The organism is Synechococcus sp. JA-2-3B'a(2-13) (genome assembly GCF_000013225.1).
Classification (GTDB): domain Bacteria; phylum Cyanobacteriota; class Cyanobacteriia; order Thermostichales; family Thermostichaceae; genus Thermostichus.
Window position 1 is genome coordinate 2,667,589 of the sequence record NC_007776.1, and the last position, 22,388, is coordinate 2,689,976.

Annotated in this window: 22 protein-coding genes, 1 tRNA gene and 2 pseudogenes; 12 read left to right on the top strand and 13 right to left on the bottom strand. The window is 57.9% G+C overall.

Going from position 1 to position 22,388, the window contains the following annotated elements; all coding sequences use genetic code 11:
• Positions 1–19 precede the first annotated feature (19 nt).
• The 3 genes and pseudogenes from CYB_RS15730 to CYB_RS12190 form a co-directional block, all read right to left on the bottom strand.
• Positions 20–203, bottom strand: a pseudogene (locus CYB_RS15730) (hypothetical protein); the annotation flags it as partial.
• Positions 204–397: 194 nt separating this feature from the next.
• Positions 398–598: a DUF2811 domain-containing protein gene (locus tag CYB_RS12185; RefSeq protein ID WP_041436785.1), complete on the bottom strand. Its 201-nt coding sequence runs from the start codon at positions 596–598 to the stop codon at positions 398–400.
• A 619-nt stretch (positions 599–1,217) separates the two neighbouring features.
• Complete coding sequence (locus CYB_RS12190; RefSeq protein ID WP_238376797.1) at positions 1,218–1,886, bottom strand: RibD family protein; 669 nt, start codon at positions 1,884–1,886, stop codon at positions 1,218–1,220.
• A 112-nt stretch (positions 1,887–1,998) separates the two neighbouring features.
• Between CYB_RS12190 and CYB_RS12195 the strand changes: the two genes are divergently transcribed.
• The 3 genes from CYB_RS12195 to clpS all read left to right on the top strand — a co-directional run bounded on the left by CYB_RS12195 (position 1,999) and on the right by clpS (position 4,859).
• Positions 1,999–2,394, top strand: a complete 396-nt coding sequence (locus tag CYB_RS12195) for a hypothetical protein (protein WP_011434124.1) — start codon at positions 1,999–2,001, stop codon at positions 2,392–2,394.
• 140 nt (positions 2,395–2,534) lie between these two features.
• Positions 2,535–4,376 (top strand): hypothetical protein, encoded by a 1,842-nt coding sequence (locus tag CYB_RS12200; protein WP_238376798.1) that lies wholly within the window; start codon positions 2,535–2,537, stop codon positions 4,374–4,376.
• A gap of 177 nt (positions 4,377–4,553) precedes the next feature.
• Positions 4,554–4,859 (top strand): ATP-dependent Clp protease adapter ClpS, encoded by a 306-nt coding sequence (clpS, locus tag CYB_RS12205; RefSeq protein ID WP_011434126.1) that lies wholly within the window; start codon positions 4,554–4,556, stop codon positions 4,857–4,859.
• On the opposite strand, the gene cobT is transcribed toward clpS, so the two are convergent.
• Positions 4,808–5,935 carry a nicotinate mononucleotide-dependent phosphoribosyltransferase CobT gene (gene cobT / locus CYB_RS12210; RefSeq protein WP_041436788.1) on the bottom strand — a complete coding sequence of 376 codons (1,128 nt, stop codon included), beginning with the start codon at positions 5,933–5,935 and terminating at the stop codon, positions 4,808–4,810. The genes clpS and cobT overlap by 52 nt on opposite strands.
• Before the next feature lie 150 nt (positions 5,936–6,085).
• Between cobT and CYB_RS12215 the strand changes: the two genes are divergently transcribed.
• From CYB_RS12215 to CYB_RS12230, 4 genes are all read left to right on the top strand, one after another.
• Entirely contained in the window at positions 6,086–6,409 is a 324-nt protein-coding gene (locus CYB_RS12215) for a DUF1825 family protein (protein WP_011434128.1), read from the top strand.
• Positions 6,410–6,437: 28 nt separating this feature from the next.
• Positions 6,438–6,887, top strand: a complete 450-nt coding sequence (locus CYB_RS12220) for a Fur family transcriptional regulator (RefSeq protein ID WP_011434129.1) — start codon at positions 6,438–6,440, stop codon at positions 6,885–6,887.
• Positions 6,884–7,387 carry an AbrB family transcriptional regulator gene (locus tag CYB_RS12225; protein WP_238376799.1) on the top strand — a complete coding sequence of 168 codons (504 nt, stop codon included), beginning with the start codon at positions 6,884–6,886 and terminating at the stop codon, positions 7,385–7,387. Before CYB_RS12220 ends, CYB_RS12225 begins: the two co-directional genes overlap by 4 nt.
• 132 nt (positions 7,388–7,519) lie before the next feature.
• Entirely contained in the window at positions 7,520–8,215 is a 696-nt protein-coding gene (locus CYB_RS12230) for a chorismate pyruvate-lyase family protein (RefSeq protein ID WP_238376800.1), read from the top strand.
• Here CYB_RS12230 and CYB_RS12235 read toward each other — a convergent pair.
• Together CYB_RS12235 and CYB_RS12240 are read right to left on the bottom strand one after the other, a co-directional pair.
• On the bottom strand, positions 8,212–9,039 hold the full coding sequence (locus tag CYB_RS12235; RefSeq protein WP_011434132.1) for a DnaJ domain-containing protein: 828 nt from the start codon (positions 9,037–9,039) through the stop codon (positions 8,212–8,214). The two genes, CYB_RS12230 and CYB_RS12235, sit on opposite strands and share 4 nt — an antisense overlap.
• A 129-nt stretch (positions 9,040–9,168) precedes the next feature.
• A complete protein-coding gene (locus CYB_RS12240; protein WP_011434133.1) occupies positions 9,169–10,740 on the bottom strand; it encodes a photosystem II high light acclimation radical SAM protein in 1,572 nt (523 codons plus the stop codon).
• A gap of 151 nt (positions 10,741–10,891) precedes the next feature.
• Here CYB_RS12240 and CYB_RS12245 point away from each other — a divergent pair, with 151 nt between their 5' ends.
• The 3 genes and pseudogenes from CYB_RS12245 to CYB_RS12250 all read left to right on the top strand — a co-directional run bounded on the left by CYB_RS12245 (position 10,892) and on the right by CYB_RS12250 (position 13,749).
• A complete protein-coding gene (locus tag CYB_RS12245; RefSeq protein ID WP_011434134.1) occupies positions 10,892–12,244 on the top strand; it encodes a serine/threonine protein kinase in 1,353 nt (450 codons plus the stop codon).
• Positions 12,245–12,342: 98 nt separating this feature from the next.
• Positions 12,343–12,896: pseudogene (locus CYB_RS15440) on the top strand (IS5 family transposase); the annotation flags it as partial.
• Positions 12,897–12,990: 94 nt separating this feature from the next.
• Complete coding sequence (locus CYB_RS12250; RefSeq protein ID WP_011434135.1) at positions 12,991–13,749, top strand: TIGR00297 family protein; 759 nt, start codon at positions 12,991–12,993, stop codon at positions 13,747–13,749.
• Positions 13,750–13,934: 185 nt separating this feature from the next.
• On the opposite strand, the gene CYB_RS12255 is transcribed toward CYB_RS12250, so the two are convergent.
• The 4 genes from CYB_RS12255 to clpP all read right to left on the bottom strand — a co-directional run bounded on the left by CYB_RS12255 (position 13,935) and on the right by clpP (position 17,286).
• Positions 13,935–14,267, bottom strand: a complete 333-nt coding sequence (locus CYB_RS12255; protein ID WP_011434136.1) for a ribulose bisphosphate carboxylase small subunit — start codon at positions 14,265–14,267, stop codon at positions 13,935–13,937.
• A gap of 8 nt (positions 14,268–14,275) precedes the next feature.
• Positions 14,276–14,683 (bottom strand): RuBisCO chaperone RbcX, encoded by a 408-nt coding sequence (locus tag CYB_RS12260; protein WP_011434137.1) that lies wholly within the window; start codon positions 14,681–14,683, stop codon positions 14,276–14,278.
• A 66-nt stretch (positions 14,684–14,749) separates the two neighbouring features.
• On the bottom strand, positions 14,750–16,174 hold the full coding sequence (locus CYB_RS12265; RefSeq protein ID WP_011434138.1) for a form I ribulose bisphosphate carboxylase large subunit: 1,425 nt from the start codon (positions 16,172–16,174) through the stop codon (positions 14,750–14,752).
• A 509-nt stretch (positions 16,175–16,683) separates the two neighbouring features.
• The gene (gene clpP, locus CYB_RS12270; RefSeq protein ID WP_011434140.1) at positions 16,684–17,286 is read right to left on the bottom strand and encodes an ATP-dependent Clp endopeptidase proteolytic subunit ClpP; all 603 of its coding nucleotides are present in this window, start codon (positions 17,284–17,286) and stop codon (positions 16,684–16,686) included.
• A gap of 390 nt (positions 17,287–17,676) precedes the next feature.
• Here clpP and CYB_RS12275 point away from each other — a divergent pair.
• A tRNA-Glu gene (locus CYB_RS12275) sits at positions 17,677–17,749 on the top strand.
• Between the two features lie 310 nt (positions 17,750–18,059).
• Here CYB_RS12275 and CYB_RS12280 read toward each other — a convergent pair.
• The gene (locus CYB_RS12280; RefSeq protein WP_011434143.1) at positions 18,060–18,407 is read right to left on the bottom strand and encodes a DUF1815 family protein; all 348 of its coding nucleotides are present in this window, start codon (positions 18,405–18,407) and stop codon (positions 18,060–18,062) included.
• A 485-nt stretch (positions 18,408–18,892) separates the two neighbouring features.
• On the opposite strand from CYB_RS12280, the gene CYB_RS12290 reads away from it, so the two are divergent.
• Complete coding sequence (locus CYB_RS12290; RefSeq protein ID WP_011434144.1) at positions 18,893–20,140, top strand: URC4/urg3 family protein; 1,248 nt, start codon at positions 18,893–18,895, stop codon at positions 20,138–20,140.
• Here CYB_RS12290 and CYB_RS12295 read toward each other — a convergent pair.
• Both CYB_RS12295 and cobO read right to left on the bottom strand, forming a co-directional pair.
• Positions 20,137–21,549 (bottom strand): cobyrinate a,c-diamide synthase, encoded by a 1,413-nt coding sequence (locus tag CYB_RS12295; protein WP_011434145.1) that lies wholly within the window; start codon positions 21,547–21,549, stop codon positions 20,137–20,139. The two genes, CYB_RS12290 and CYB_RS12295, sit on opposite strands and share 4 nt — an antisense overlap.
• Before the next feature lie 16 nt (positions 21,550–21,565).
• Positions 21,566–22,306, bottom strand: coding sequence for a cob(I)yrinic acid a,c-diamide adenosyltransferase (cobO, locus tag CYB_RS12300; protein ID WP_083757680.1), 741 nt, complete (start codon positions 22,304–22,306; stop codon positions 21,566–21,568).
• Positions 22,307–22,388: the final 82 nt, after the last annotated feature.

Below are 22,388 nucleotides of genomic sequence, written 5' to 3' on the forward strand. Positions count from 1 at the left end.
GCTGAACATCACTGTTCAACTATGCAGCGATAGCATTCTGTTTGTTTCCAAACAGAGTGGCGGTATCCCGCAAAGCTTTGAGTAGAATACCCAAAGCGCAGTTTCCGTGTCGTCTTACTACCAATTTTCTGCTTTGCTTTGGCTACCATGTTGGCAGACTCGAAAGTAAACAGAAAGATCAACTGGTAGTAATCCGTACTGAACATATTATACATTATTTTCAGTATAGTTGAGCTTATTATTGACTAGAGTCATGCTCTTTTTTGCCTCTTTTGAGATCCTTTTCACTTCTTAGCGCCCTCCCCCCAGTGTCCAAATGACAGCAGTGGGACAGGATCCCTACCCAGGCTAACAAAAGGTTCCCACTGCCCCGGTTTTCACGGGCCATCCTTGGGGCTCAGTTGCGGCGAAACAGGCTGTCCAAGTAGATGCGCGCCGCCCGCCGGTCGCTCTCCCCGCTTTGGAGCAGGAATAACGAGAGCGCTGCCGTCACCACCCGATCCTGATCCCAGTCGGGATGGCGGGAGAGGTAGTTTTGGAGGGTGTCATGCAGCTCCTCGGGAATTTCACTCAAAATGCTAACGCTGTGAGAACTCATAGTCCAACCACTCACTCGGGGTCAAGAGGGGAGAAAACGGCATCCCGCAAAACCTGCGGCCACAGCCAGAACTTGGGCAGCTCGAACAGAGCGAACCCGCAACATCAAAACCCAACCTAGATAGGCCAAGAGCCTCAGCAGGCTCGCAAGCAGAAAAGCAAGCAATATAGGTTCATAGCTTGCCCCTATCCCAGCGGATGGGAGGGAGGGCATTCACAACTGTTCCTAAGCCTGTCGTGGGCCGTAGAACAGATGAAGTCTTTTCTTTCTAAGGAGAGCGCTCGGGAAAATCTCCACACCACTCGCCCTCAGGTGGGGCTATTCTGCCCTCTGCCCTATGGGGGATGTCAATCCCAAGCCAGGGATCCAACAGGACAAAAGCTCTCCATTGGCCTTGATGGGATCGGAAAAAACGGCGCGATCCCGTTACGTTTCTCAGGGTGTAATTGCCTGAACCTTACCGACCTCAACTTTTCCACAGAAACCCCCGATGCCGCCCCCTGAGGGAAAGGCCCTGTGGAAAACAGCCCACCCGCCTGTGGAAAGTCTGGGGAAAACCTGTGGATTTTTGGGAAATCTGAATTTGTCCAAAAATTTTTGTGTTTGTATAGAGCATTTCTCAGGGCCACTCGACTCGGTAGCGCAAAAACAGCTCCTTGGAACCGCGGCGGCATTCCAGCAGCTCCAACTGGGGCAGGGATCCCTGCACTTGCCAACCCTCAATGCTGGCAGGCGCATCGGCATATCCACTCAGCAGCACCGGAGCGAGGGTAACCCACAGCTCATCCAAGGCCCCTGCCTGGAGAAATGCCCCCAAAAGCCGCCCCCCGCCCAACAACCCCACCCGTTCAATGCCCAAGCTGCGCAGGCGCGCCAGCCGTGCCGGCAGATCCCAATCGGCAGCCACCCAGATATCCTCAAAGCCGGTTCGGTTCTGCCAAATTTGGGATCCCTTGGGAGTTGTCCACAGCCAACGGGTGAGGGGCTGGCGAAAAAACGGCAAATCCTCAGGAATATCCCCGCTGTCGGAACAGATGATCGTCAGGGGCTGGGGAGAGAGGCCCTGAGCGGTTCTGCGTTGGATCAACTCGGGATCCCGAATACGCAGACTGGTGCCGTAGGCCCGCAGAGTGGCGGCCCCCATGATCAAAGCCTGTTGCTGGGCAGCTTGGGTTTCCAAGTGCCGATAGTCCTCAGGGCTGCTGAAGGAGGGCCTCTGCGCTCGATGGGCTGCGATCTTTCCATCCAAGCTCTGGGCAAAGATAGCTACCAAATGGGGACGATTCAAAGACAAGATTGCTGAGAAAGGGTGGGCAAACCCTACAAATTGACCAGAATAGAGTCAGGCATCGCCGGGGGAACCGTGGCACCGGTCACCAGAGCGCCCACGCGGAATGGATATGCTAGGGACATTTCAATCCTCCACCATCCGGGTTGAAGTCGAGGCCAGTGCATCGACGATGCAGCGCTGTCTGACAGAAGTGGGGTTGCTGCAGCAGTGGATCTGGCCCCAGCAACTGCAGGGATCCCTTCCCGAAAGGCTGGAGCTGGGCAGCACCTTTGCCGCCCAATGGGGCCCCCTCTCGATCATGCACCAGGTGGAAACCCTGCTGCCGGAACGGCTGCGCCTGCTGATGTGGGGAGGAGCCGATGGCTACTGTGACTGGCTGTGGGGGAACGGCTGGGTGCAGTTGCGGGTAGAGGCCGTCTCTCTCCTGCCCTTGGGCTTGGGACAATTGCTGATGCTGCGGCGGCTGCAACAGTTTGCCCAAAGCCAAGAACAGCGCCCCTCTTAGGACTTAAAAAGCGACCTTCCGGCAAAATCCGTGGATCCTCGGCTTGACAAAATGCGTTTCGGTTGCGGCATGCTACTTCTCTAAGGATTTTCCACTACGATAGTTGTAGCAGAGCTTACTCTTCCCGTCCGAGAGGCCCAATGAATCCGCCGACCAGCCCCACCCCAACCGCCATCGAGCAGGAAAAGTTTGAGATCCGCTTGGGAGAAGCCCTCAATCGAGCAGGACTGCTCACCCCCGCCCAACTGGCTCAGGCCATGTGGGAAAAGGCCGACAACCCCTTGATGTTGGGGGAGCTGTGTATGCAGCACAGCTGGATTGCCCCCCAAGATCTCTATCCGTTGATCCCGGTCGAACTGGTGCGTATCGGCGAGATCTTGATGCTGCATGGGTATCTGGAGCTGGAGCACATCCATCAGGCTCTGATTCAGCAGCGGCAGCACCCGGAGCGCAAGCTGGGGGAGATCTTGGTGCAGCAGGGCTGGGTGCAACCCCACTGGTTGGAATGGGCCTTGGACAAGCAACAGCGGCTGCGGCGCCAGAAAGGAGCTGCCAACAGTTGGGAAGTGATGGTGGAGCAGTGGTCCACCATTCCCGATCAGCCCCCTCTTTATGTCTCCCCTCTACAGGTAGCCCAAGAGACCTACAGAGTTACCCAGCAATACAAAGCCCAGCTGGAGCGCTACCAAGAGCAAATTGCCATCTTAGAAGCGCAACTGGAGCAGCAGCGGCAGCAGCAACAGCTCCTGGTCGAACAATCGCTGCAGCAGGTTGCCGACCATCAAGCCCGCCAGCAGGAACAGCAGCAGCGCATTGCCCAATTGGAAGCCCAAATTCAACAGGAGACAGAACAACAAAAGGCTGCCCAACAGCGCATTCGGGAACTGGAGGAGCAACTCCAAGCCCAGCAAACTCAGGGATCCGCGCAACTGCAAGCCGCCCAAGCAGAGCTGGAGACCCTGCGGCGCCGCTGCCACGAGCTGACAGAATGGCAATCTCAAGCCAAACACAAGCTGCAAGAGCTGGGATCCCAACTGCAGGAGCAGCAGAAGATACAGCAGGATCAGGCACAGCAGCTCCAAGAGCAGGCCCACCTGCGTCATACTCTGCAGCAAATGGAAGCCCAAGTGGCTGCCCTGAACCAGTCGCTGCAGGAGCACCAACACCAACTCCAACTGGCCCAGTCCACGAAACAGCGCTTAACTGCCGACCTGGCCCACGTTCGCCAAGAAGCTGCCGAGGCCACCCACCGCCTGCAAGTGCAGCTCCAAGAAACCCAAGCCCAACTGCGAGAAACTCAAGATCGCTTGCAGCAAGCCCAAGCCCAAGTGAGCCAGCTCCAGGCCCAACTGCAGGCGGCCCAAGCGGAAAACCGTGCTCTAGCCGCAGCGGTAGCCGAAGCCCGACGAACTTCCCCACCTGCAGCCGCACCGACCCCAGCTTCGGAGAAAGCCCGGCCAGAGGCAGAGGATCTCAAGGCCCTGACCGTAGCCGACTGGGCAGCGGAGCTGAGTGCCCCAGAAAGCGAATTGCCCCCGCAGCAGTATTTGGGGGAAGAGGACTTGGAAGCTCTACAGCGGGCTACCCCCTGGGTACAGCGGGTATTGACCCAATTGCGGGCGGCTGGCCTAATCGACAATGCCGGCATCGAAACCGTCATTCACGCTTGGGAAAAGGAAGGGGGCACCTTCACGGATGTGCTAGCCCACCACAGCGGCCTCAAGCCGGAGACCGTCAAATTTTTCAGCGAAGGGGGCTACTCTGTTCAACTGGCGGGGGGACGCCACGTGGCCGATTACCTCAAGGCTTCTGGGTTGGTCAGCGCCGCCCAAATCGAACAGATCCAGAAGCACCTGCCGCCAGGGGGATCCCTGTGTCAGGCCCTTGCCCAAGCCGGGATTCTACGCCGGGCCACTGCCCTGTATTTCGAGCGCCACTTCGGCGGGCAAAAGCCCCGCCGCCCGCTGCGGGAAGAGCTTTAGAGGAACCATGCTCTATCGCTGACGCCAACGACCGACAAGGGATCCGAATACAGACACAAGCTGCCAACAAGATGCCAATTAGACTAGAAACTAGATAGAGATAGATCATCAGAAGCGACCGGTTTCTCACCCCTGAGAGACCCAAGTTACTCGGTAGTTGTGTCGATCTCTTCTGCTATGACTACGGAAGCTCCAACTCGACCTGCTCAGCAGTTCTCGCCCTCGAGAACCCAGGTTCGCCAGCCCTACCCCCACTTCAAGGTGATCGTCTTGGATGACGATTTCAATACCTTTCAGCACGTTACGGAATGTCTGCTGAAATACATCCCCGGCATGACTTTGCCCCTAGCGCGGCAACTGACCGTGCAGGTGGATGCCGAAGGGCAAGCAGTTGTTTGGGTCGGCCCTCAAGAACAGGCGGAGCTCTACCATCAGCAATTGCTGCGGGAGGGGTTGACCATGGCCCCCTTGGAGCCGGCCTGAAGCACCAGGCGTTCGTAGCTGCGCTCAACTGCTGCCAACAGCTCCGCTTGGCCCCAACCGGCGTAAAGGCTGCTGGCAATGGCCAGCCCACCCGCCCCCACCCCTTCCTTGACATAGCCCCGCTCGTAAGCCTGTAGAGGCAGATAGCGGCTATTGGCAAAGCTCAGTTGGGTGGCCAAAAGGGGAGCAACCCCCAACAACTCTGCCAAGGCCACCGTATTGCCCGAGGGATCCTCTGCCACCCAGCGGGTGGTTCCCACCACCACGTTCTCTGGGGGCCAAGGGATCCCCTGCTCTTCCCCCCAGCGCTGCATCAAGGCCAGCACCGCCAACATTTGGGTTCCCCCCGCCAGCAGCACCGCTCCCCGCTGCGCTGCGCCCATCGCCAACCCGGCCACAAAGGGCTGCATGGGATCCCCCACTGCCGCCACCACCTCAGCAGCAGAAGCTCCCCTTGGCAGACGGGCCAATCCCTGCCGGGCCAAGGCCAGCTTTTGGGCGTGGTTGCAGACCGGGTGGCTGCTGTTTACCATGCCCTCTGCTGCCCACCCCAGTCCCAACAACACCGCCAGCGCCGTGGTGGTGCCCCCTGCCACACACTCCCCAATCACACAGTAGCCTTGCTCCAGCCGGGATCCGCGGTCGTACCCTTCTTGCCAAAGGGATCCCACCTGCTCCAAAGACAGAGCCTGTCCTGTGCTCAAGCAGCGGGCCACTCCCCCAGAGCTCACCATTTCTGCCCCCGGCAAAGGTTCCGGCAAGCCACAATCGAACACTCGGCACGGGATCCCCAACTCCCTCAGGATGGCGCAGCTGATCACCACTGGGGAAGGATAGCCATCCGGAGAGGTGGGCAAGCGGTGAGAATGGCCCGCCAGCAACACTTCCCCATCGGCAAGAGCTGTGTAGCGACGCAAGGAGGGGGTAGCGCCGGCAGCCGAAATGCCCGGAACAAGAGCCGTTTCGGTAAACCCCAAGCAGGCCAGAAACAGAGGTCGGGATCCCTGCACCCGTTCGCACCACCGCCGGGCCACAGCCGGCTGAGTGTAAGCCTTAACGCAAGGAAACGGAAGCATACCGGACACCGAGGCAAACAAGCCAGAGTCTATCCTGAGCCAGAAGGGCGGGATCCCGTACTCGCAGGAGGGGTTGCCTCCTGCTGAGGCAATCGGATTCGGATAGGATGGGTATACCCAATGCAGTTTATTCAGGGCAAACGGAAGGCCATGAGCTTCTTCGACTCTGAGATCGTCCAAGAGGAAGCCAAGCAACTGTTTCAGGATTTCCAAAACCTGATGCAGCTTGGTCAACGGTACGGCCAATTCGACCGGGAAGGCAAAAAAATCTTCATCGAGCAGATGGAGGAGTTGCTGGAGCGCCAGCGCATTTTCATGAAGCGGCTGGAACTCTCCGACGACTTTATGGCTCAAATGACCATCAAACAACTGCAAACTCAGCTTGGGGGGTTTGGGCTCTCCCTGACCCAAATGTTTGACCAGATGCACCAGACCCTAGAGCGCATGAAAGCTGAGGCAGACGCTGAGCGTTGACCCCCAAGAACGACCTACACGAAGGATCATGTCTTCTTCCCGCCAGACCCGCAACCAGAAATTGATTCTGGAGGTGCTAGAGCAGCAGTCGCAGCCCCTTTCGGCGCAAGAGATCTTTCTGGAGTTGCGCAATGCCAACCACACCGTCGGTCTGGCCACGGTTTATCGAGTTTTGGATGCTCTGCGCAATGAGGGCAAGCTGCAAGCGGTCAACTTGGGAGACCAGCAGACCTACTACCAGGTTCTGCCCAGCAATGGCCACAACCGCCACCACCTGATCTGCACCGAATGTCGGCGGGTGGTGCCTTTGCCCGATTGTCCGGTGGAAGATTTGGAGGCACAGCTTTCCAGTCAGTACCAATTCGCGATCGAGTACCATGTGCTTGACTTCTACGGCGTCTGTGCCCAGTGCCGTAGAGGGGTTGGGCCAAGCCCGGACTCACGGCGTTCCTCTTTTCTCAAAGCTAAGCCCAAATGATGAGCTATCTCTGGACGGTGTTGATCGGGCTGGCCGGCGCCCTGATCGGGGTCAAGCTGAGGCTTCCGGCGGGAGCACTGGTGGGCTCCATGGTGGCGGTGGGTTTGGTGAATGTCTGGGGGGCGATCCCAATTCCCGCTCCCCCAGCCGGGATCCGTTTTGCCATGCAGGTGGTGTTGGGCATTCTTTTGGGTACTAAGCTCACTGCCGATACGCTTCTGGCCCTAAAAGATCTGTGGCGACCGGCCCTGCTCTGTACGGTGATTGCGGTGAGCACAGGGGTCTTGTCGGGGTACCTGATCTCCCGTTGGCTGGGGATCGAGCGCTTGACTGCCATCTTGGGCACAGCTCCAGGAGGCATTTCCGACATGAGCCTGATAGCCCTGGACATGGGAGCCCAAACCAGCACAGTGGTGGTCATGCACTTGGCACGCCTGATCAGTGTCGTCGTGGTCGTCCCCTGGGTGGTGCGACTGCTCGTTCAGCCGGGCACGAGTTAGCTAGACCGCCGGGAAGCCCCGCCCTCTGTGCATCAGCATGAGTGCCGGAGTATGTCACGAAAGTCCTCGGAGCAGAGATGGTGGGTGGGTTAGACTAAGGGCGATACAGAACTTAACAACTGAACCGCTGCCTTGGAACTTTCCCCTTCTCCCCTCACCTACCATGCCGACGCTGCCGGATCCCCTTGGAGCGCTACTCTCTGTTCTGCAGATGGCTCTTTGGGGAATGTCTCCTCCGGCCAGGGTGATTGGTGGCCTCTACAACTGCACTGGCAGGGGGAGGCAGATCCGGTGCAACCTGAGCTGGTACAGGTGGATCCCGTGCTGCGCTTGCTGCTTTTGGGGGATGGCTTTACCACCCGTAATCTTGCTGCCTTGATCCAAGAGCCGATTCAGGCTCATCTGCTGGACACGGGCCGGGTTGATTTACAGGCAGAGCAGGGCACTGCCCCCAAGTCCATGCAACAGCTGGCCAGAGATTTGGGGCGGCTGGGATCCCCTTTGATGCGGCGGCGGGTTTGGCTGTGCGGGGCAACCTCTCAACAGCCCTTGCTCTATGCCACCTCTTGGTGGAACTCTGAACATTTGGCCCAATACTTGCCCCATCCCGATCAGCCCATCGGCCAAAATCTGATCCAAGAAAAACTGGAGACCTTTCGCGAGCTGCGCGGCCTTTACCACGGCGAGGCAGACCCGGTTGCCCGGCTGCTGCAGTGTCCCGGTCCCTTCTGGGCTAGGCATTATCTTTTGTTGCACAGGGGCCAGCCTTTGACCGTCATCTACGAGGTGTTTTCTCCACGGCTGGCCGCAAGGGCCCTGTCCCGCTAGCGCGACGGAGACCTCCAACGGCGCACGGCTGCGGTGATGGCGGCTGCCACCTGCGGATCCAATTGGGCGCTGGCGGAGATGCGCTGATAGTCCTCTGGGGTCAGTTGATGGGCGACGATGATCTCGGCAGCAGCAGCCTCAAACTGTTGTTCGATTTGCCGACGTTCCTCGCTGCTGTTGGCCTGTTGGAGGCGATTTTGGGTGCTCTCCAGAAGAGGTTGCACCGCCAGGAGGGTGCGGGCAAAGCGGTCAATCTGCTCAGAAGAAGGTGGAGAGGTGGCTTCAGAAAGACTAGCCGGGGCCGAGGTCATCGTCTCTGAAGAGGTTGCGGGCAGATCCCCATCCCATCCGGAGTCTGGCCTGGGCGAGGGAGAGGGATCCGGGTTGGCAGGAGCCTGGAGGGCCACTCTGCCGGCTGCGTCCAAGTCTTGGGCCGGGTTGAGGGCATTCCAAAGGGCCAAGCCCGCCAAACACAGAGCAGCCCCTATCAGTCCAGCACTCAAGAGGGCGAGCCAACTGACAGAGGTCGCAGTCGGCTCAAGCACCACCTGCACCGGCGCATGAGGAGGCAAGGGTTTGGACATGAGGCTGAGATCGTAAGCCCGACGCTGCTGGCTATCGCTGAGAACTCGGTAGGCGTGTTGTAGCTGGAGGAACTCCCGCTGGGCCAACTGCCGCAACCCTGCGGGGATATCGGCAGGCAACCGATCCGGGTGCAGTTCGCGTGCCCGCTGGCGGTAGGCAGCTTTGATCTCCTCCAGGCTGGCTTGGGGAGAAAGCCCCAGCTGTTGGTAGTAGGTGGGGGAAGCAGGCAGAGTAGGCATGGGAGCAGTTGGTTGCAGAACAGAGGGAGAACCGGCTGCCTTCGAAGGCCAGCCACCTTACCCCAACAGGGATCCCTCCTTTCGGACCAGCATATCCTGCCCGGTTCAGCGAGGCTGCTGGCCCAAGAGCTAAGACACGTAAACCCCTGTTAGAGGCGCGCTCAGGGCTTCTTCCAACTCTGCCAGGCCAAGACGACGCTCCAGAATATCCATCACCTCGCGGCCAAAATCATGGGGGTTGCGATCCCAGGCTTCCAGACACACTTCCCCAAAAAAGGATCCCAGGGGTTCTGGGTTCCAGAGCAGTTTGCGCGCCGTCCAAGGAGTCATGTGCATGGGGTTAAAGCGGTCGTCGATAACACCGATTTTGCGAGCAAAATCTTCTAGATGAGTGTGGGGTTGCAGGCCGATGAAGAAGATGGCCGGCTCAACTTTGTCGCGACCAAAGATGGCTTCCAGCTCGCGATGGTACCGTACTGTTTGCCGAATGGTTTCCGGTCGCTCGTCGATAACATTAAAGGAGTAATTGACCGAAACCAGGTCGTTAAATCCTGCCTGTTTGAGGTAGCGGCAACTCTCCAGTACCGTGCGCAGGTTATAGCCCATGCGCATTTTGCGCACCAGTTCCTGGGATCCGCTGGTGATGCCGATCTCGAAGTAGCTCATGCCAGTTTTCACCATGAGCTCGGCCAGCTTTGGGGTGAGGTTGTCGGCCCGAATATAGGCAGCCCAACGAATATCGGTCATGCCGGCATCAAGGATTTTCTGCAGCAATTCCTCCGCATCCTCAATGTAGCGGTGGGCAGGGATAAACTGGGCGTCAGTAAACCAAAAGTTTCGCACTCCTCGCTCGTACAACTGCATCATTTCTCGGATCACCTCATCCACAGGGTTGAGGCGCACCTGCTTGCCTTCGATGACGGTGTAGATGCAGTAGCAGCAGTTGTGGGGGCAGCCGCGCTTGGTTTGTACCCCAATGTAAAAGTCGCCCCCTTCTAAGTAGTAGTCAATTTCCGGCCAAATGGCGGTGATGTAGGTGTAATCACAGGCGGTTTTTTGCAGAGGTTGAGGCGGCTCGTGGATCAAACCTGGGCGAGGCTGCTCCAGCTTGGCCCGATAGCAACGCTCTGCAGCAAGGCTTTGCCCTTGGATCACTTTTTCCAGCAGGGTTTCCCCCTCCCCTACCGAGATGATGGTGCCTTTGGGCAGATAGCGGCCCAATTGTTCGTAGAAGACGCTGACTGCCCCACCCCCCAACACCGCTTCAGCGTGAGGTTTGTAGCGCCTGGCTCTGCGGATCCCCTGCCAGACCAGCCGGGTGTTGCGCCAAATCTCGCCATAGTAGGCCAGCACCAGCCTGAGGCTATTCAGGGATCCCCGCAATTTTTTCAGGGGGTTGCGGGCGTAGAAAAACTCAAAAGAGTGTTGCAACAGGTTGCCGGCCCGCCCGTTCACCGGCGCATAGACTTGAATATCTCGCCAAGAGAAAACCAGCAAATCCGGCTGAAACTGATCAATTTGCTCCAGCATGCGGCGGCGAAAATCCAAGGGCGGGAAGGTGCCCATATCGAAGATGCGCTGCTCAACTTGGGGGAACAGCTTGTGGACATGATCGGCCAAATAAACCACCCCAATGGGAAAAATGGGGTTGCAGGGCAGCCGCACATAGAGGATTTTTTGAATCTTCAGGTTCGAGGCCATACAACCTGAGAGCTTACTTCACATCTCTTCACTCACTCTAGTCGGTTTTTGAGGGGCGCGGCGGCAGGGATCCGAAAGGGACAAAGATCCGAAAGGGACAAAGATAAGCTAAAGCTGAAGCAACCAGCAGGGGCAGACCTGAGGAGGGGGTATGGCTCCAGAGGGCCCAATTTGGCACAGTCGCTATCGGCCAGAGCGGCGATTGAGCAAGCGCAACGGCAGACACACCTATCTGGCCCAGGATTTGCTCACCTCGGAACAGGTGGTGATCAAGCTGCTGCTCTTTGGGCCAGACTTTGATTGGGCCGACCTGAAGCTGTTCGAGCGGGAAGCCCAGATCCTGCAGACCCTCTCCCATCCAGCCATTCCTGAATACCGCGACCACTTCGAGGTTAGCTTTGAGGGAGGACGGGGCCTAGCCCTGGTGCAAACCTACATCGACGCCCCCTCTTTGCAAGAGTGGATGGAGCAAGGGCGGCGCTTTGCCGAGCCGGAGGTGCGGGATCTGGCGCAAAAGCTGCTGCGCATTCTCGTCTACCTGCACGAACTCCATCCCCCCGTCATTCACCGGGATCTCAAGCCCAGCAACATTCTCTTGGGATCCGACCAGCAGGTGTATCTGGTGGACTTTGGCTCGGTTCAGGCGGCTGCTCCACGGGAGCAGGGATCCTACACCGTGGTGGGGAGCTACGGCTACATGCCCCTGGAGCAATTTGGCGGCAGAACCGTGCCCGCTTCCGACCTCTACAGCCTGGGTGCCACCCTGATTCACCTGCTCACCGGCCAACACCCGGCGGATCTGCCCCAGGAGGGAGCCCGGATTGTGTTCGAGCAAGCGGTGCACCTGAGCTCGCCCTTTCGCGACTGGCTGCGGTGGATGACGGAACCTGTGGTGGCGGATCGTCCTGCTTCCGCCCGGCAGGCCCTGGAGGCGCTGGAGCATTTGGATCGTCGTCCCGCCTTGATTCCCTCAGACGCAGCAGCAGTCCCTACTCGACAGCCAGCAGGCAGCCGGATTCAACTGCACAAGTCCGAACAGACCTTTCAGGTGGTGATCCCGGCCCGGCAAACCGATGTTTTGTTGTTGCTGTCTATCGTCTCCTCCATCACCTTTTCCGCGATCATGTTGGTTGGGCTTGTGCCTTTTCCGGGCAATCTGGTGTTTGGCCTATTCATGCTGCCCTTCTGGACGGTGGGGTTGGTGATGGTGGGCGTGATCCTCTACGGTCTATTCGGCAAAGTCCACCTACGGATCGACACAAAATACATTCGCCTGGTTTACGAGGTGTTTGGCCTGCGCTTTCGCAGAGTTCCCCCCAGTCGGCGATGGGATATTGACCGGCTAGAGCTGATCCCATGCCAAAGCCCACAGTTGAACATCTGGGCGGGCAACCGCAAATACGAGTTGGGAGCGGGGATCCCTTTGCAGGAGCCAGAGCTGGAGTGGTTGGCCTCGGAACTAAGCCGTTGGCTGAAGATCCCAGTTGAACGGCGAAAGGTGTAGTCGTTAGGTTTTTTGCATTTAGTTATGATAAGGACAGTTTTTGGGTAAGGTCTGATGAGTTATCTTGCTGCAGATCACAGCAAATAAAATAGCAAAAAATTATAGCTTTCCTGAAAACAGAATCCAGATCCACATCGGCAAAGAGGCAGGATGCAAACAGTTTATCCAAGGCCTGCTGTAATAGCTCGCTCTGGATCCCCGTGGCGCTACCTCCCAAAAAGATATGGAAAATGATACACCAGAGATTCCATCGCTGGAGTTGCTTGGGAGTTTGGGAAAGACCCTGACTTAGAGCATCTTATCCTTGACTCAACTGTCGTTCGTGCTCACCCCTGGGCAGCCGCAAAAAAAGGGGAGCAAGCTTTGGGGAGGAGTCGAGGTGGATACAGCACTCAGATCCATGTGAGTGTGGATGGTTTGGGGAAGCCGTTAGTGTTTAGAATCACAGCAGGGCAAAGCAGGATATTACCCAAGCAGAGGCATTACCAGAGAGTTGGCAAGAAGAGCATACGAAGGTGATAGGGGATAAGATTCTCAGGAATTCAGGGAGAGGATAGACAAGGGAAGGCCGGGTGCTGATTCCTTCTAAGAGGAATAGGAGGGTGGTGGGAGATTTGACCGGCACGTTTACAGGGAGAGGCATTTAGTCGATAAAAGATTTTTTTGCGATTTAACACGGATTGCTATATTGGTGCTTGTGCTGAGAATTATCTGGCCAAATTGCTGTGGCTAAAGTTTAAGGGTATATGTGGCAAGCGTGGCTTCTGAGTCAGTGGGGGGTGGCACTCTGGCTCAACCTGGCTCTGGTGGTGCTGGGTCTGCTGAGCCCTCAGAAGGCTTTGACGCGAGCAGGGGTCATCCACGCGGGCCTGCTGGGCCTGCTGGTGTGGGGGGGGCTGGGGGGGCGGGGCTACGCGGTGGTAGCTGCCTATTTTTTAGTGGGAACAGCCGTAACCAAACTGGGGATCCGGCGCAAGCAGGCGCAGGGGATCGCCGAAAAGCGAGAGGGGGCACGAGGGCCGGAGAACGTCTGGGGATCCGCTTTAACCGGGGCAGTATGTGCGCTAGGATACGCTTTCTTCCCGCATCCCCTGTGGTGGTTGGGATACAGCGCCAGCTTTGCAGCGAAATTGGCCGATACCGTCAGCAGCGAGGTGGGGAAAGCCTATGGCCGCAAGACCTTTTTGATCACCACCTTCCAGTCCGTGCCGGCGGGCACAGAAGGAGCCGTGAGCCTAGAGGGATCCCTGGCGGGAGTGGCGGCAGCGGCAGGGATGGCCGGGTTGGCCTGGGGGATTGGCGGGGAATGGGTAGGGGGCAGCCCATTCTGGTTGGTCATCTGCTGGCTGGCCGGGATCCTGGCCACCCTGGCGGAAAGCTGGATGGGAGTGGTGTTACAACCCCGTTTGGCCTGGATGAGCAATGAAGTGGTGAACGGCATTCAAACAACCTTGGCCGCTCTCCTGGCCGTGGGGTTGGGAGCGCTTTTGGGGATCGGATCCTGAGAACAGGGTTGCTTCGGGACAGTTGCCCAACTCTGGCCCAGAGCAACTGCGCCGCTAACGCCAACACGGGACAAACTGTTGCCCTGCAATCGGGAAGGCTCCCGTTGGATCCCCTCGCATAAGAAAAAGGAGAGAGACGCTCCAGAAGCTCTCTCCCCCAAGCTGGTCAAAACTCTGAACCTCTCTCAGCGCAGGCCGCTGGGCTTGTAGACCAGGAAGCTGAGCACCTGGCACTGCTTAATGTTGTCGAACCCCACCACGCGAATGAAACAGTTGGGGTAGGCGCTGCGGCAAGCCTGCACTTCGCTGAGCACCTCCTGGGGAGAAGTGGCGCTGAACAGGGGCAGCTTCCACAGCGTCCAATAGCGAACCGTTGGTTCAGACGATTCGTTGAACTCTATGGCCGGGATGTAGCCCTGATCCAAGATGTACTGCACCTGCTTGATGATCTGCAGATCCGTCAGCGGCGGCAGATAGGAGAGGGTTTCGTAGCGGCGCTCTTTTGGTAAGGTTTGCATGATCGGTGTCACTCCGTTTCGAGCCTAGGGTTTTGTGGGGGGGATCCCGCTTCCGGGTGGGTAACGGGTAGGGATCCTGTTGCTGAGGTGATCCGTTCTAGATGATTGCGGCGGTGCTCCATGTTGGCTTGCTGGATGCCGGCTTTGGCCATTTCCGGCAGGTAATCGACCACCTCCGCAGCAATGTGTTCACGAACGGTCATGATGCGATAGGCCAACTCAGGACGCTCAGCCAGCAAAGCCCGCAGGTAGGCTTCCCCATCCTGAAGGTTTTGCCGAGCGGAGAACTGCTGTAGCCAAAGAGCCCTGGGGGGATCTGTTTCGCTCAGTTGAGCCAGCACCGTGCGCATCGCCTGATAAGTCAGGTAGCTGATCAAGGTCTTGGCGGTGTCTTTGGCGATCTGTTTCAGATCCATTGCCGATCCAGGGAGGGAGCCAGTAGGGCAAGAGAACCGTGGGGATCCCCTGCCCCCAGCAGATCTCTAGAGGGTGTCGACGGCCTTGAACTCGAACTTGATTTCCTTCCACAGCTCGCAGGCAGCCGCCAGCTCTGGCGACCACTTGGCTGCTTCCCGGATAATGTCGTTGCCTTCGCGGGCCAGATCTCGACCTTCGTTACGAGCTTGGATACACGCTTCCAAGGCCACCCGGTTGGCGGTTGCGCCCGGCGCGTTGCCCCAGGGGTGTCCCAAGGTTCCGCCGCCAAACTGCAGCACCGAGTCGTCGCCGAAGATCTCCACCAGCGCCGGCATGTGCCAAACGTGGATCCCACCGGAAGCCACTGGCATCACCCCTGGCATGGAAGCCCAATCTTGGGTGAAGAAAATGCCGCGGGAGCGATCGGCCTCTACGTAGTTTTCCCGCATGAGATCCACAAAGCCCATCGTGATGGCGCGGTCGCCTTCCAACTTGCCCACCACCGTCCCAGAGTGCAGGTGGTCGCCACCGGACATGCGCAAACACTTGGCCAACACCCGGAAGTGGATGCCATGGTTTTTCTGCCGGTCGATCACCGCGTGCATGGCCCGGTGAATGTGCAGCAGAATGCCGTTATCCCGGCACCACTTGGCCAAGCTGGTGTTGGCAGTAAAGCCGGCTGTCAAGTAGTCGTGCATGATGATAGGGGCGCCCAACTCCTTGGCAAACTCGGCCCGCTTGAACATCTCTTCGCAGGTGGGCGCCGTCACGTTCAAATAGTGGCCCTTGATCTCGCCGGTTTCCGCTTGGGCCTTGTGGACAGCCTCCATCACGAACAAGTAGCGATCCCGCCAGCGCTGGAAGGGCTGGGAGTTAATGTTTTCGTCATCTTTGGTGAAGTCCAGGCCGCCCCGCAGAGCTTCATACACGGCCCGCCCGTAATTTTTGGCAGAAAGGCCCAGCTTGGGTTTGATGGTGCAGCCCAGCAGCGGACGGCCATACTTATTCAACTTATCCCGCTCCACCTGAATGCCGTGGGGAGGGCCCTGGAAGGTTTTCAGGTAGGCCACCGGAATTCGTACATCTTCCAGCCGCAGCGCCTTTAGGGCCTTAAAGCCAAAAACGTTGCCCACAATCGAGGTGAGCATGTTGGTCACCGAGCCTTCCTCGAACAGATCCAGCGGATAGGCGACGAAGCAGAAGTACTGGTTGTCTTCGCCGGGAACCGGCTCGATGTCATAGCAGCGGCCTTTGTACCGATCCAAGTCGGTAAGCAAATCGGTCCATACCGTTGTCCAGGTGCCCGTCGAAGACTCAGCCGCCACGGCTGCCCCCGCCTCTTCGGGAGGAACACCCGGCTGAGGAGTAACCCGGAAACAGGCCAAGACATCGGTATCCTTAGGCGTGTAGTCGGGAGTGTAATAGGTGAGTCGGTAATCCTTCACACCGGCTTGATAGCCGCTTTTGGATTGGGTTGCTGAATAGGCCACGTTGATCTCCCTCTGAACGAATCACAGAACCAGAAAATGCCATTCACGGATGCAACCAAGAGGAAAAAACCCAGGGCCAAAACTCAAGACCACCGAGTTTTCGTGAACGAACTCGCCCCACAACCGCGAGGCCAAAGTTGGGCCTTAAGACACTCTTCATCCCAGGGGATGGAAGCCCCAAACCCTTCTTTTCGAGTGCCTTCAATTGCTAGCTTGGACTCCCTGGACTTGCAAATCCAGTAGAAAGATTTTTATACAGTGCCTAAGCTAGAATCTCGGCAAACACAACTCTATATTGGTTTAATCCTAAGCTATCATCCGCAATAGTGGGCTGAACATTACTTTCTTTATGAGTTTGATTAGTTTGGTTAAAGTGAGTCCCGTTGCTGCCTGCCGAGAATACAGATTTCTTTGGCTTTCTTAATATCCTTCGGGTGGGATCCCCGGCCAAAACCAAAAGCTCCCTTCTTTGAGGGAGCGGAGCAAGTCCACCCACAGGATCTGGAGGGTCAAGAAACGGCTGCCAGGGTTGGCTGGGGTCTCTTGCTGATCACCTGGTCGATAAGGCCGTACTCTTTGGCTTGTTCTGGGGTCATGAAGTTGTCGCGGTCGGTATCTCGTTCGATGCGCTCTAGAGGTTGACCGGTGTGGTAGGCCAGCAAGCTATTGAGGCTGTTTTTGATGAAGAGGATCTCTTTGGCCTGAATTTCAATATCGGTAGCTGGCCCCTGAGCTCCACCAAGGGGTTGGTGGATCATGATGCGGGCGTGGGGAAGGGCAATGCGCTTGCCTTTGGTGCCCCCTGCCAGCAGAAAGGCTCCCATGCTGGCAGCCAAACCAATGCAGATGGTGGAGACATCCGGCTGAATGTGCTGCATGGTGTCGTAAATGGCCATGCCGGCATAGACAGAGCCGCCGGGGGAGTTGATGTAGAGGTAGATGTCTTTTTCAGGGTCTTCCGATTCCAAGTAGAGCATCTGGGCCACAATCAGGTTGGCAATGTCGTCGTCCACCTGGGTGCCCAAGAAAATGATCCGATCCCGCAAGAGACGCGAATAAATGTCAAAGGCGCGCTCGCCTCGCGCAGATTGCTCAATAACGGTGGGAATCATGCCAGTCCAAACGATGGGTCAGTCCTTACTAGTGTAGTCTAAGCCACTGGACGGATGCTTTGCTCAGGACGACTCACCGGCCCGCCTCCGTACGGGGCTCGATGGGGTGTGAGCCGGCTAGAACAGCAAAGAGACGGGGTGGTTATAGCGGGATCCCTCTTCTTCTGGGATGTGGAACGGGTCTGAGGTGTGGCTCTTTGTGATGTGGTGAGGTGAAGCCAAGATGGACGTGATCCCAGATGAACCGATTGTGATTGCCAGCCTGCTGAGCCTGGCTTTGCTGGGGATCTTGATTCTGAACTTGGCAGGGCGTGGGTCTGGGGATGCAGATTAAAAGGTTGACAAGCTTACTTATCCTTCTTTAGGATTAGGATCACCTTGTCGGAGAGCGCCCCCATCGTCTAGAGGCCTAGGACACATCCCTTTCACGGATGCGACAGGGGTTCGAATCCCCTTGGGGGTATTGGGTCAGAGTTATAAGATGAAGCCGTCAACAGGGGATCCCTGGCAGCGGTGACACCTTACTCAGACTTTACTCAGAGAGGCTTTGCCGCCACAAACCACTCCAGATACAAGCTGGGAGAGCGGGTTATCTGGGATCCCCATACAAGCGGCATGGGCAGCCAGCCAACTGCCACTCCGTCGAGGGGGATCCCTATTCCACCCTTACTCCTCAACAGGGGAAAAATCTCCAAAGCAGCGGCCTAGAAGGTTAGGCTTAGTTGTCCAATCGGCTACGGCTTGGGTTTGAGCAGACCTAGGGCCTGCCAGGATCAGGTGCTGGCCACCAGAGCTTCAGCCGGCGTGGCGGCGACCAACAGCTCATCTTTGATAAGCTCTGCCAGCTCCTGCAGTTGGCGAATCGCCTCTGCCCCTTCCAATTTCATAAGCTCCCGGTCATCCCGCATTTCTGTCCAGCTAATGGAGCATTCGGAAACCAAAAAGCGGATTAGGTGCCCCTCTCGTAAACTGACCATAAACGAGGCACTCTCGAAAGACGTACCACAGGTGTAGCAAGAGGCTGGGTAGCCCCGCTTCTCCAAAACGATGGCCAGAGCCTGCAAACTCATCACCAGATCTTGAACATAGCTGCGGTATTGTTCCGCCAACCGTGTGAACATCACACTCCTCCCTGATGGATTGGCACTTTTGGGGCTCCGCCTAGCTGCAAATGACCTAACTAGTAATTTATGCTTAGGGCTAGGTTTACATCTATCATAACAATCGACAACCCCTCAAGGAAGTGGTTAAGGCCACAGAGTAGGCGAAGTCTACTTCAGTGAAATGTAGTATTCAACACTTCTCTTAACAGGGACATCAAAATTTACCTCGAGTCAATGCTCTTATCTATCGGGATCCTCACCCAGTGCTTGGCCCAGTCTTTTCTCAAAATGGCTCAGGGCTGCTCGTGTCAGCAGGACAGTTGCCTCAAAGCTTTCTCTTGCAAGGGTCTCACCGATCGCGAAGTAAGACGCGGTCTTTTGACAAGAGACCGGCGGGAGTGTCAAGTGGGCCAAGGCTTGCAGACGAATGCAGATCAAGGTGGGTTCCCGCCCGATTATGCTGAGAAAATTCTCGGCATGGACAATTGAGAAGGAACGGCTTGATGCTGACACCTGTTGATCTGGAAAAACGAGTGGCTTATTTGCAGAGTCCCCAAGCCGTTCGGGATCGCTGTCGGTTGCTATTGGAAAGGGTTTTGGCCGGTGAATCAGAGCATTTTCGCCTCGACCTGAATCGGATGGGATCCGTAGCCGACTATGTGATCACCACAATGCGGGCCCACTATCCCACCGGGGAAATTCCCTTCCACAGCCGCTGGCAACATTTTCAAGTGGGATCCGGGGAGCGCCTAGCCCGTTTGGAAAATCGACTTAAAGACATGGATCCGCTGGAGCGGCTGCGATGCAAGTGGGATCTGGCCATCGTCAGCGTGTTGCTGGACGCAGGCGCAGGCTCTGCCTGGAAGTACCGGGATCCAGAAAGTCAGACGGCGGTGGGTCGTTCCGAAGGTTTGGCCTTGGCCAGTTTCGACTGGTTCTGGCAAGGTGGGTTTTCCAGCGATCCCCAGCAGCCTCTGCAGGTGGATGCGGCGGGCCTGGAGCGGATCACCTTGGCGGATTTGGCAGCAGCTTTCCAGGTGGGGCCGGAAAATCCTTTACTGGGACTGGAGGGGCGCTGGCAACTGCTGCAAAGGTTGGCACAAACTTTGCGGGCTCAACCCCATTACTTTGGATCCGGTCACAATCTTCCTCGTCCAGGCCGGTTGTGGGACGCCATCCAGCCTGAGGATCCCAGCCGTGGGATCAAAGCAGCACAGGTCTTCCAGGCAGTTCAGAGGGGGTTTAGCTCCATTTGGCCTGGGCGAGTCTCGCTGGCCGGGATCCCTCTGGGGGATGTCTGGCCCTATCCCCACCTGCCCCAAACAGAGCCGGGGAGCCATTGGGTGCCTTTTCACAAGTTGTCCCAGTGGATGACCTATTCCCTGCTGGAGCCGTTGCAGCAGGAGGGGATCCCAATCGGGGGTTTGGATGAGCTGACGGGTTTGGCGGAGTATCGCAACGGGGGGCTGTTTGTGGATTTGGGGGTGATCCAGCTCAAGCAGCCGGAGATTGGGCAGCAACCGCATCCCCCAGATTCGACGGTGATTGTGGAGTGGCGAGCCCTGACGGTGATTTTGCTGGATCAAGTTGCCTCCTTAATCCGGGAAAGGCTTGGCTGCTCTGCCCAGGAGTTGCCCCTGGTGAAAATACTGCAAGGGGGAACCTGGACGGCAGGACGGCAAATCGCGGCCCAGCTCAGGCCAGATGCTTCTCCTCCCATCCAACTGCTCAGCGATGGCACGGTGTTCTAAGAGGGGATGGGCAGGCCCCGAGTAATCCTTATGAAACTTCGCAGCAGCCGCATGGCCAGGTCGGGACGGGATCCCCAGTGCAGATGCAGGTACGAAGCGTGAAGGCGCTCGGTGGCCCATCCTTCCTGTTGAAGCTGGGCGGGGGATCCCCAGCTGTAGATTGGGCTGGGGGAGATGGGGGTGCTGCGGGAGCGGTGAAATTCATGCCCGCGCAGGCGATCCCCGGCTGGGGCCAGCAGGGTTGGGCGCAAAACCGCAGCTTCGCGGTAGCCCAAACACAGCCGGTCGGCCATGTCTACCTGGATGGGTAATAGCCCGGCCATCGGGTAGGTCTTTCCCTGAAAATCGGTGAGGGATTGGCCCAGCACCATCAGTCCGCCACACTCGGCATAGAGGGGTGGGTGGGTGGGCGGGGGAGGTTGTTGGTTAATTCTCTCAGATAGAGGTGCTGCAAACAATTCCGGGAACCCTCCCCCCAGCAGCACGCCGTCGCAGGGCTCCGGTGGCCATAGCCCCACCTGGAGGGGGGAATACTCCAGCAGCTCGGCTCCACAGGCCCGCAACAGATCCAAGTTGTCGGCGTAGTAGAAGTTAAAGGCGTGGTCTTGGGCCACCGCCACCCGTACCTGTTCGCAGCGGCGGGGCGGAGTCCTTTCGGTGAGAGGGGGGATCCCTGGCCACAGCTCTCCTACCGCTGGAGGAAGCCTCCGAATGAGGGGCAATAGGCTATCCCAATTGACGTGTTGCTCGGCCAGCTCGGCCCAGGCAGCTTGCCAGTGGGGGAAGTGATCCAGTTCTGAGACAGGCACCAACCCCAGGTGTCGGCTGGGCAACCGCAAATCCTCCCGCCGGGGAAACTGGCCCAAGACTAGGATCCCCGCTGCAGCCGCTGCCTGCTGCAAGATTTGTCCATGCCGCTCCGAGGCCACCCGGTTGAAGATCACCCCGGCAATGGAGAGGCGGGGATCCCAGCGGCTCAAGCCGTAGAGCAAAGCGGCCACCGTCGTTCCCATGCCACTGCCATCGATCACCAGCACCACAGGGATCCCGAGCAGGCGGGCCACATGGGCGCTGCTGGCAAAAAAAGGCTCCGTTCCGCCCTCGGGGAGGGGCAGGGATCCCGGCGCTCGTCCATCGAAGAGGCCCATTACCCCCTCTACAATGGCTCCATCCTTGCCCTGGCAATGGTGGCGAAAGCAGCGCTGCACAAAGTCCTCGTCGGTCAAGAAGGGATCCAAATTGCGACAGGGGATCCCGCTCACCGCCGTGTGAAACAGAGGATCAATGTAATCCGGCCCCACCTTGAAAGGTTGGATGCGCAGGCCCCGTCGCCTCAGAGCGGCCAACAGAGCCAGAGTGATGGTGGTTTTGCCGCTGCCGCTTGCTGCCGCCGCCAGCAGAATGGCCATCTTTCCTGCCCAAGGGTTAGAACTCGATGCCGATTTGCGCCTTGATCCCCTGGTCACGGAAGGGATGCTTGACCAAAGTCATCTCCGTCACCAGATCGGCTCGGTCGATCAACGCTGCCGGCGCGCCCCGCCCCGTCAAGATCAGGTGAACCCGCTCCGGTTTCTCCGCTAGCCCGGCCAACACCCTGTCCGGCGAGAGATATCCCAACTTGAGGGCGACATTGATCTCATCCAGAAGCACCAACTGAAACTCCCCGCTGGTGAACAGCTCCCGCCCCTTTTCCCAGGCCGCCTGTGCATGGGCGATGTCTCGCTCCCGGTCTTGGGTTTCCCAGGTAAAGCCCTCTCCCATGGCGTAAAAAGCTATTTTCCCCAGGCCCAGCTCTGGATGCTCGGCCAACTTTCGCAACAGCTTGGCTTCCCCCGGATCCCAGGCCCCCTTGATAAATTGCACCACCCCCACCGACAATCCCTGGCCGAGGGCGCGGAAGATCATGCCAAAGGCAGCCGTGGTCTTTCCCTTGCCCTGCCCGGTGTGTACGATGATCAAGCCCTTGTCATCTCGCATGCCCGACAGACGCTGCCGCTGGATCTGCTGGCGTTTTTGCATTCTTTGGCGATGCCGCCAGTTTGGGTCGGCCTCTGCGCCCGGTGAAGACTCCGCACCGCTATCGCAAGCGTCCTCAAGTTCTGTTGTCGAGAGGGGTTGGGATCCGGAAGCCGGTGCAGGCCAGCCAGACAGGGCGGGTTGGGCCATAATCATAAAAATTGAGATTCGCCACACAAGCTGAGGGGAAGGTGCTGTGCCTACGGCAGGGGAACTGCACCGCTGACGCGAC

Coding starts and splice junctions, on each gene's coding strand:
- CYB_RS12185 (WP_041436785.1), bottom strand. CDS start 598: ATGAGTTCTCACAGCGTTAGCATTTTGAGTGAAATTCCCGAGGAGCTG.
- CYB_RS12195 (WP_011434124.1), top strand. CDS start 1,999: ATGCTAGGGACATTTCAATCCTCCACCATCCGGGTTGAAGTCGAGGCC.
- CYB_RS12200 (WP_238376798.1), top strand. CDS start 2,535: ATGAATCCGCCGACCAGCCCCACCCCAACCGCCATCGAGCAGGAAAAG.
- clpS (WP_011434126.1), top strand. CDS start 4,554: ATGACTACGGAAGCTCCAACTCGACCTGCTCAGCAGTTCTCGCCCTCG.
- cobT (WP_041436788.1), bottom strand. CDS start 5,935: ATGCTTCCGTTTCCTTGCGTTAAGGCTTACACTCAGCCGGCTGTGGCC.
- CYB_RS12215 (WP_011434128.1), top strand. CDS start 6,086: ATGAGCTTCTTCGACTCTGAGATCGTCCAAGAGGAAGCCAAGCAACTG.
- CYB_RS12220 (WP_011434129.1), top strand. CDS start 6,438: ATGTCTTCTTCCCGCCAGACCCGCAACCAGAAATTGATTCTGGAGGTG.
- CYB_RS12225 (WP_238376799.1), top strand. CDS start 6,884: ATGATGAGCTATCTCTGGACGGTGTTGATCGGGCTGGCCGGCGCCCTG.
- CYB_RS12235 (WP_011434132.1), bottom strand. CDS start 9,039: ATGCCTACTCTGCCTGCTTCCCCCACCTACTACCAACAGCTGGGGCTT.
- CYB_RS12240 (WP_011434133.1), bottom strand. CDS start 10,740: ATGGCCTCGAACCTGAAGATTCAAAAAATCCTCTATGTGCGGCTGCCC.
- CYB_RS12245 (WP_011434134.1), top strand. CDS start 10,892: ATGGCTCCAGAGGGCCCAATTTGGCACAGTCGCTATCGGCCAGAGCGG.
- CYB_RS12250 (WP_011434135.1), top strand. CDS start 12,991: ATGTGGCAAGCGTGGCTTCTGAGTCAGTGGGGGGTGGCACTCTGGCTC.
- CYB_RS12255 (WP_011434136.1), bottom strand. CDS start 14,267: ATGCAAACCTTACCAAAAGAGCGCCGCTACGAAACCCTCTCCTATCTG.
- CYB_RS12260 (WP_011434137.1), bottom strand. CDS start 14,683: ATGGATCTGAAACAGATCGCCAAAGACACCGCCAAGACCTTGATCAGC.
- clpP (WP_011434140.1), bottom strand. CDS start 17,286: ATGATTCCCACCGTTATTGAGCAATCTGCGCGAGGCGAGCGCGCCTTT.
- CYB_RS12280 (WP_011434143.1), bottom strand. CDS start 18,407: ATGTTCACACGGTTGGCGGAACAATACCGCAGCTATGTTCAAGATCTG.
- CYB_RS12290 (WP_011434144.1), top strand. CDS start 18,893: ATGCTGACACCTGTTGATCTGGAAAAACGAGTGGCTTATTTGCAGAGT.
- CYB_RS12295 (WP_011434145.1), bottom strand. CDS start 21,549: ATGGCCATTCTGCTGGCGGCGGCAGCAAGCGGCAGCGGCAAAACCACC.
- cobO (WP_083757680.1), bottom strand. CDS start 22,306: ATGGCCCAACCCGCCCTGTCTGGCTGGCCTGCACCGGCTTCCGGATCC.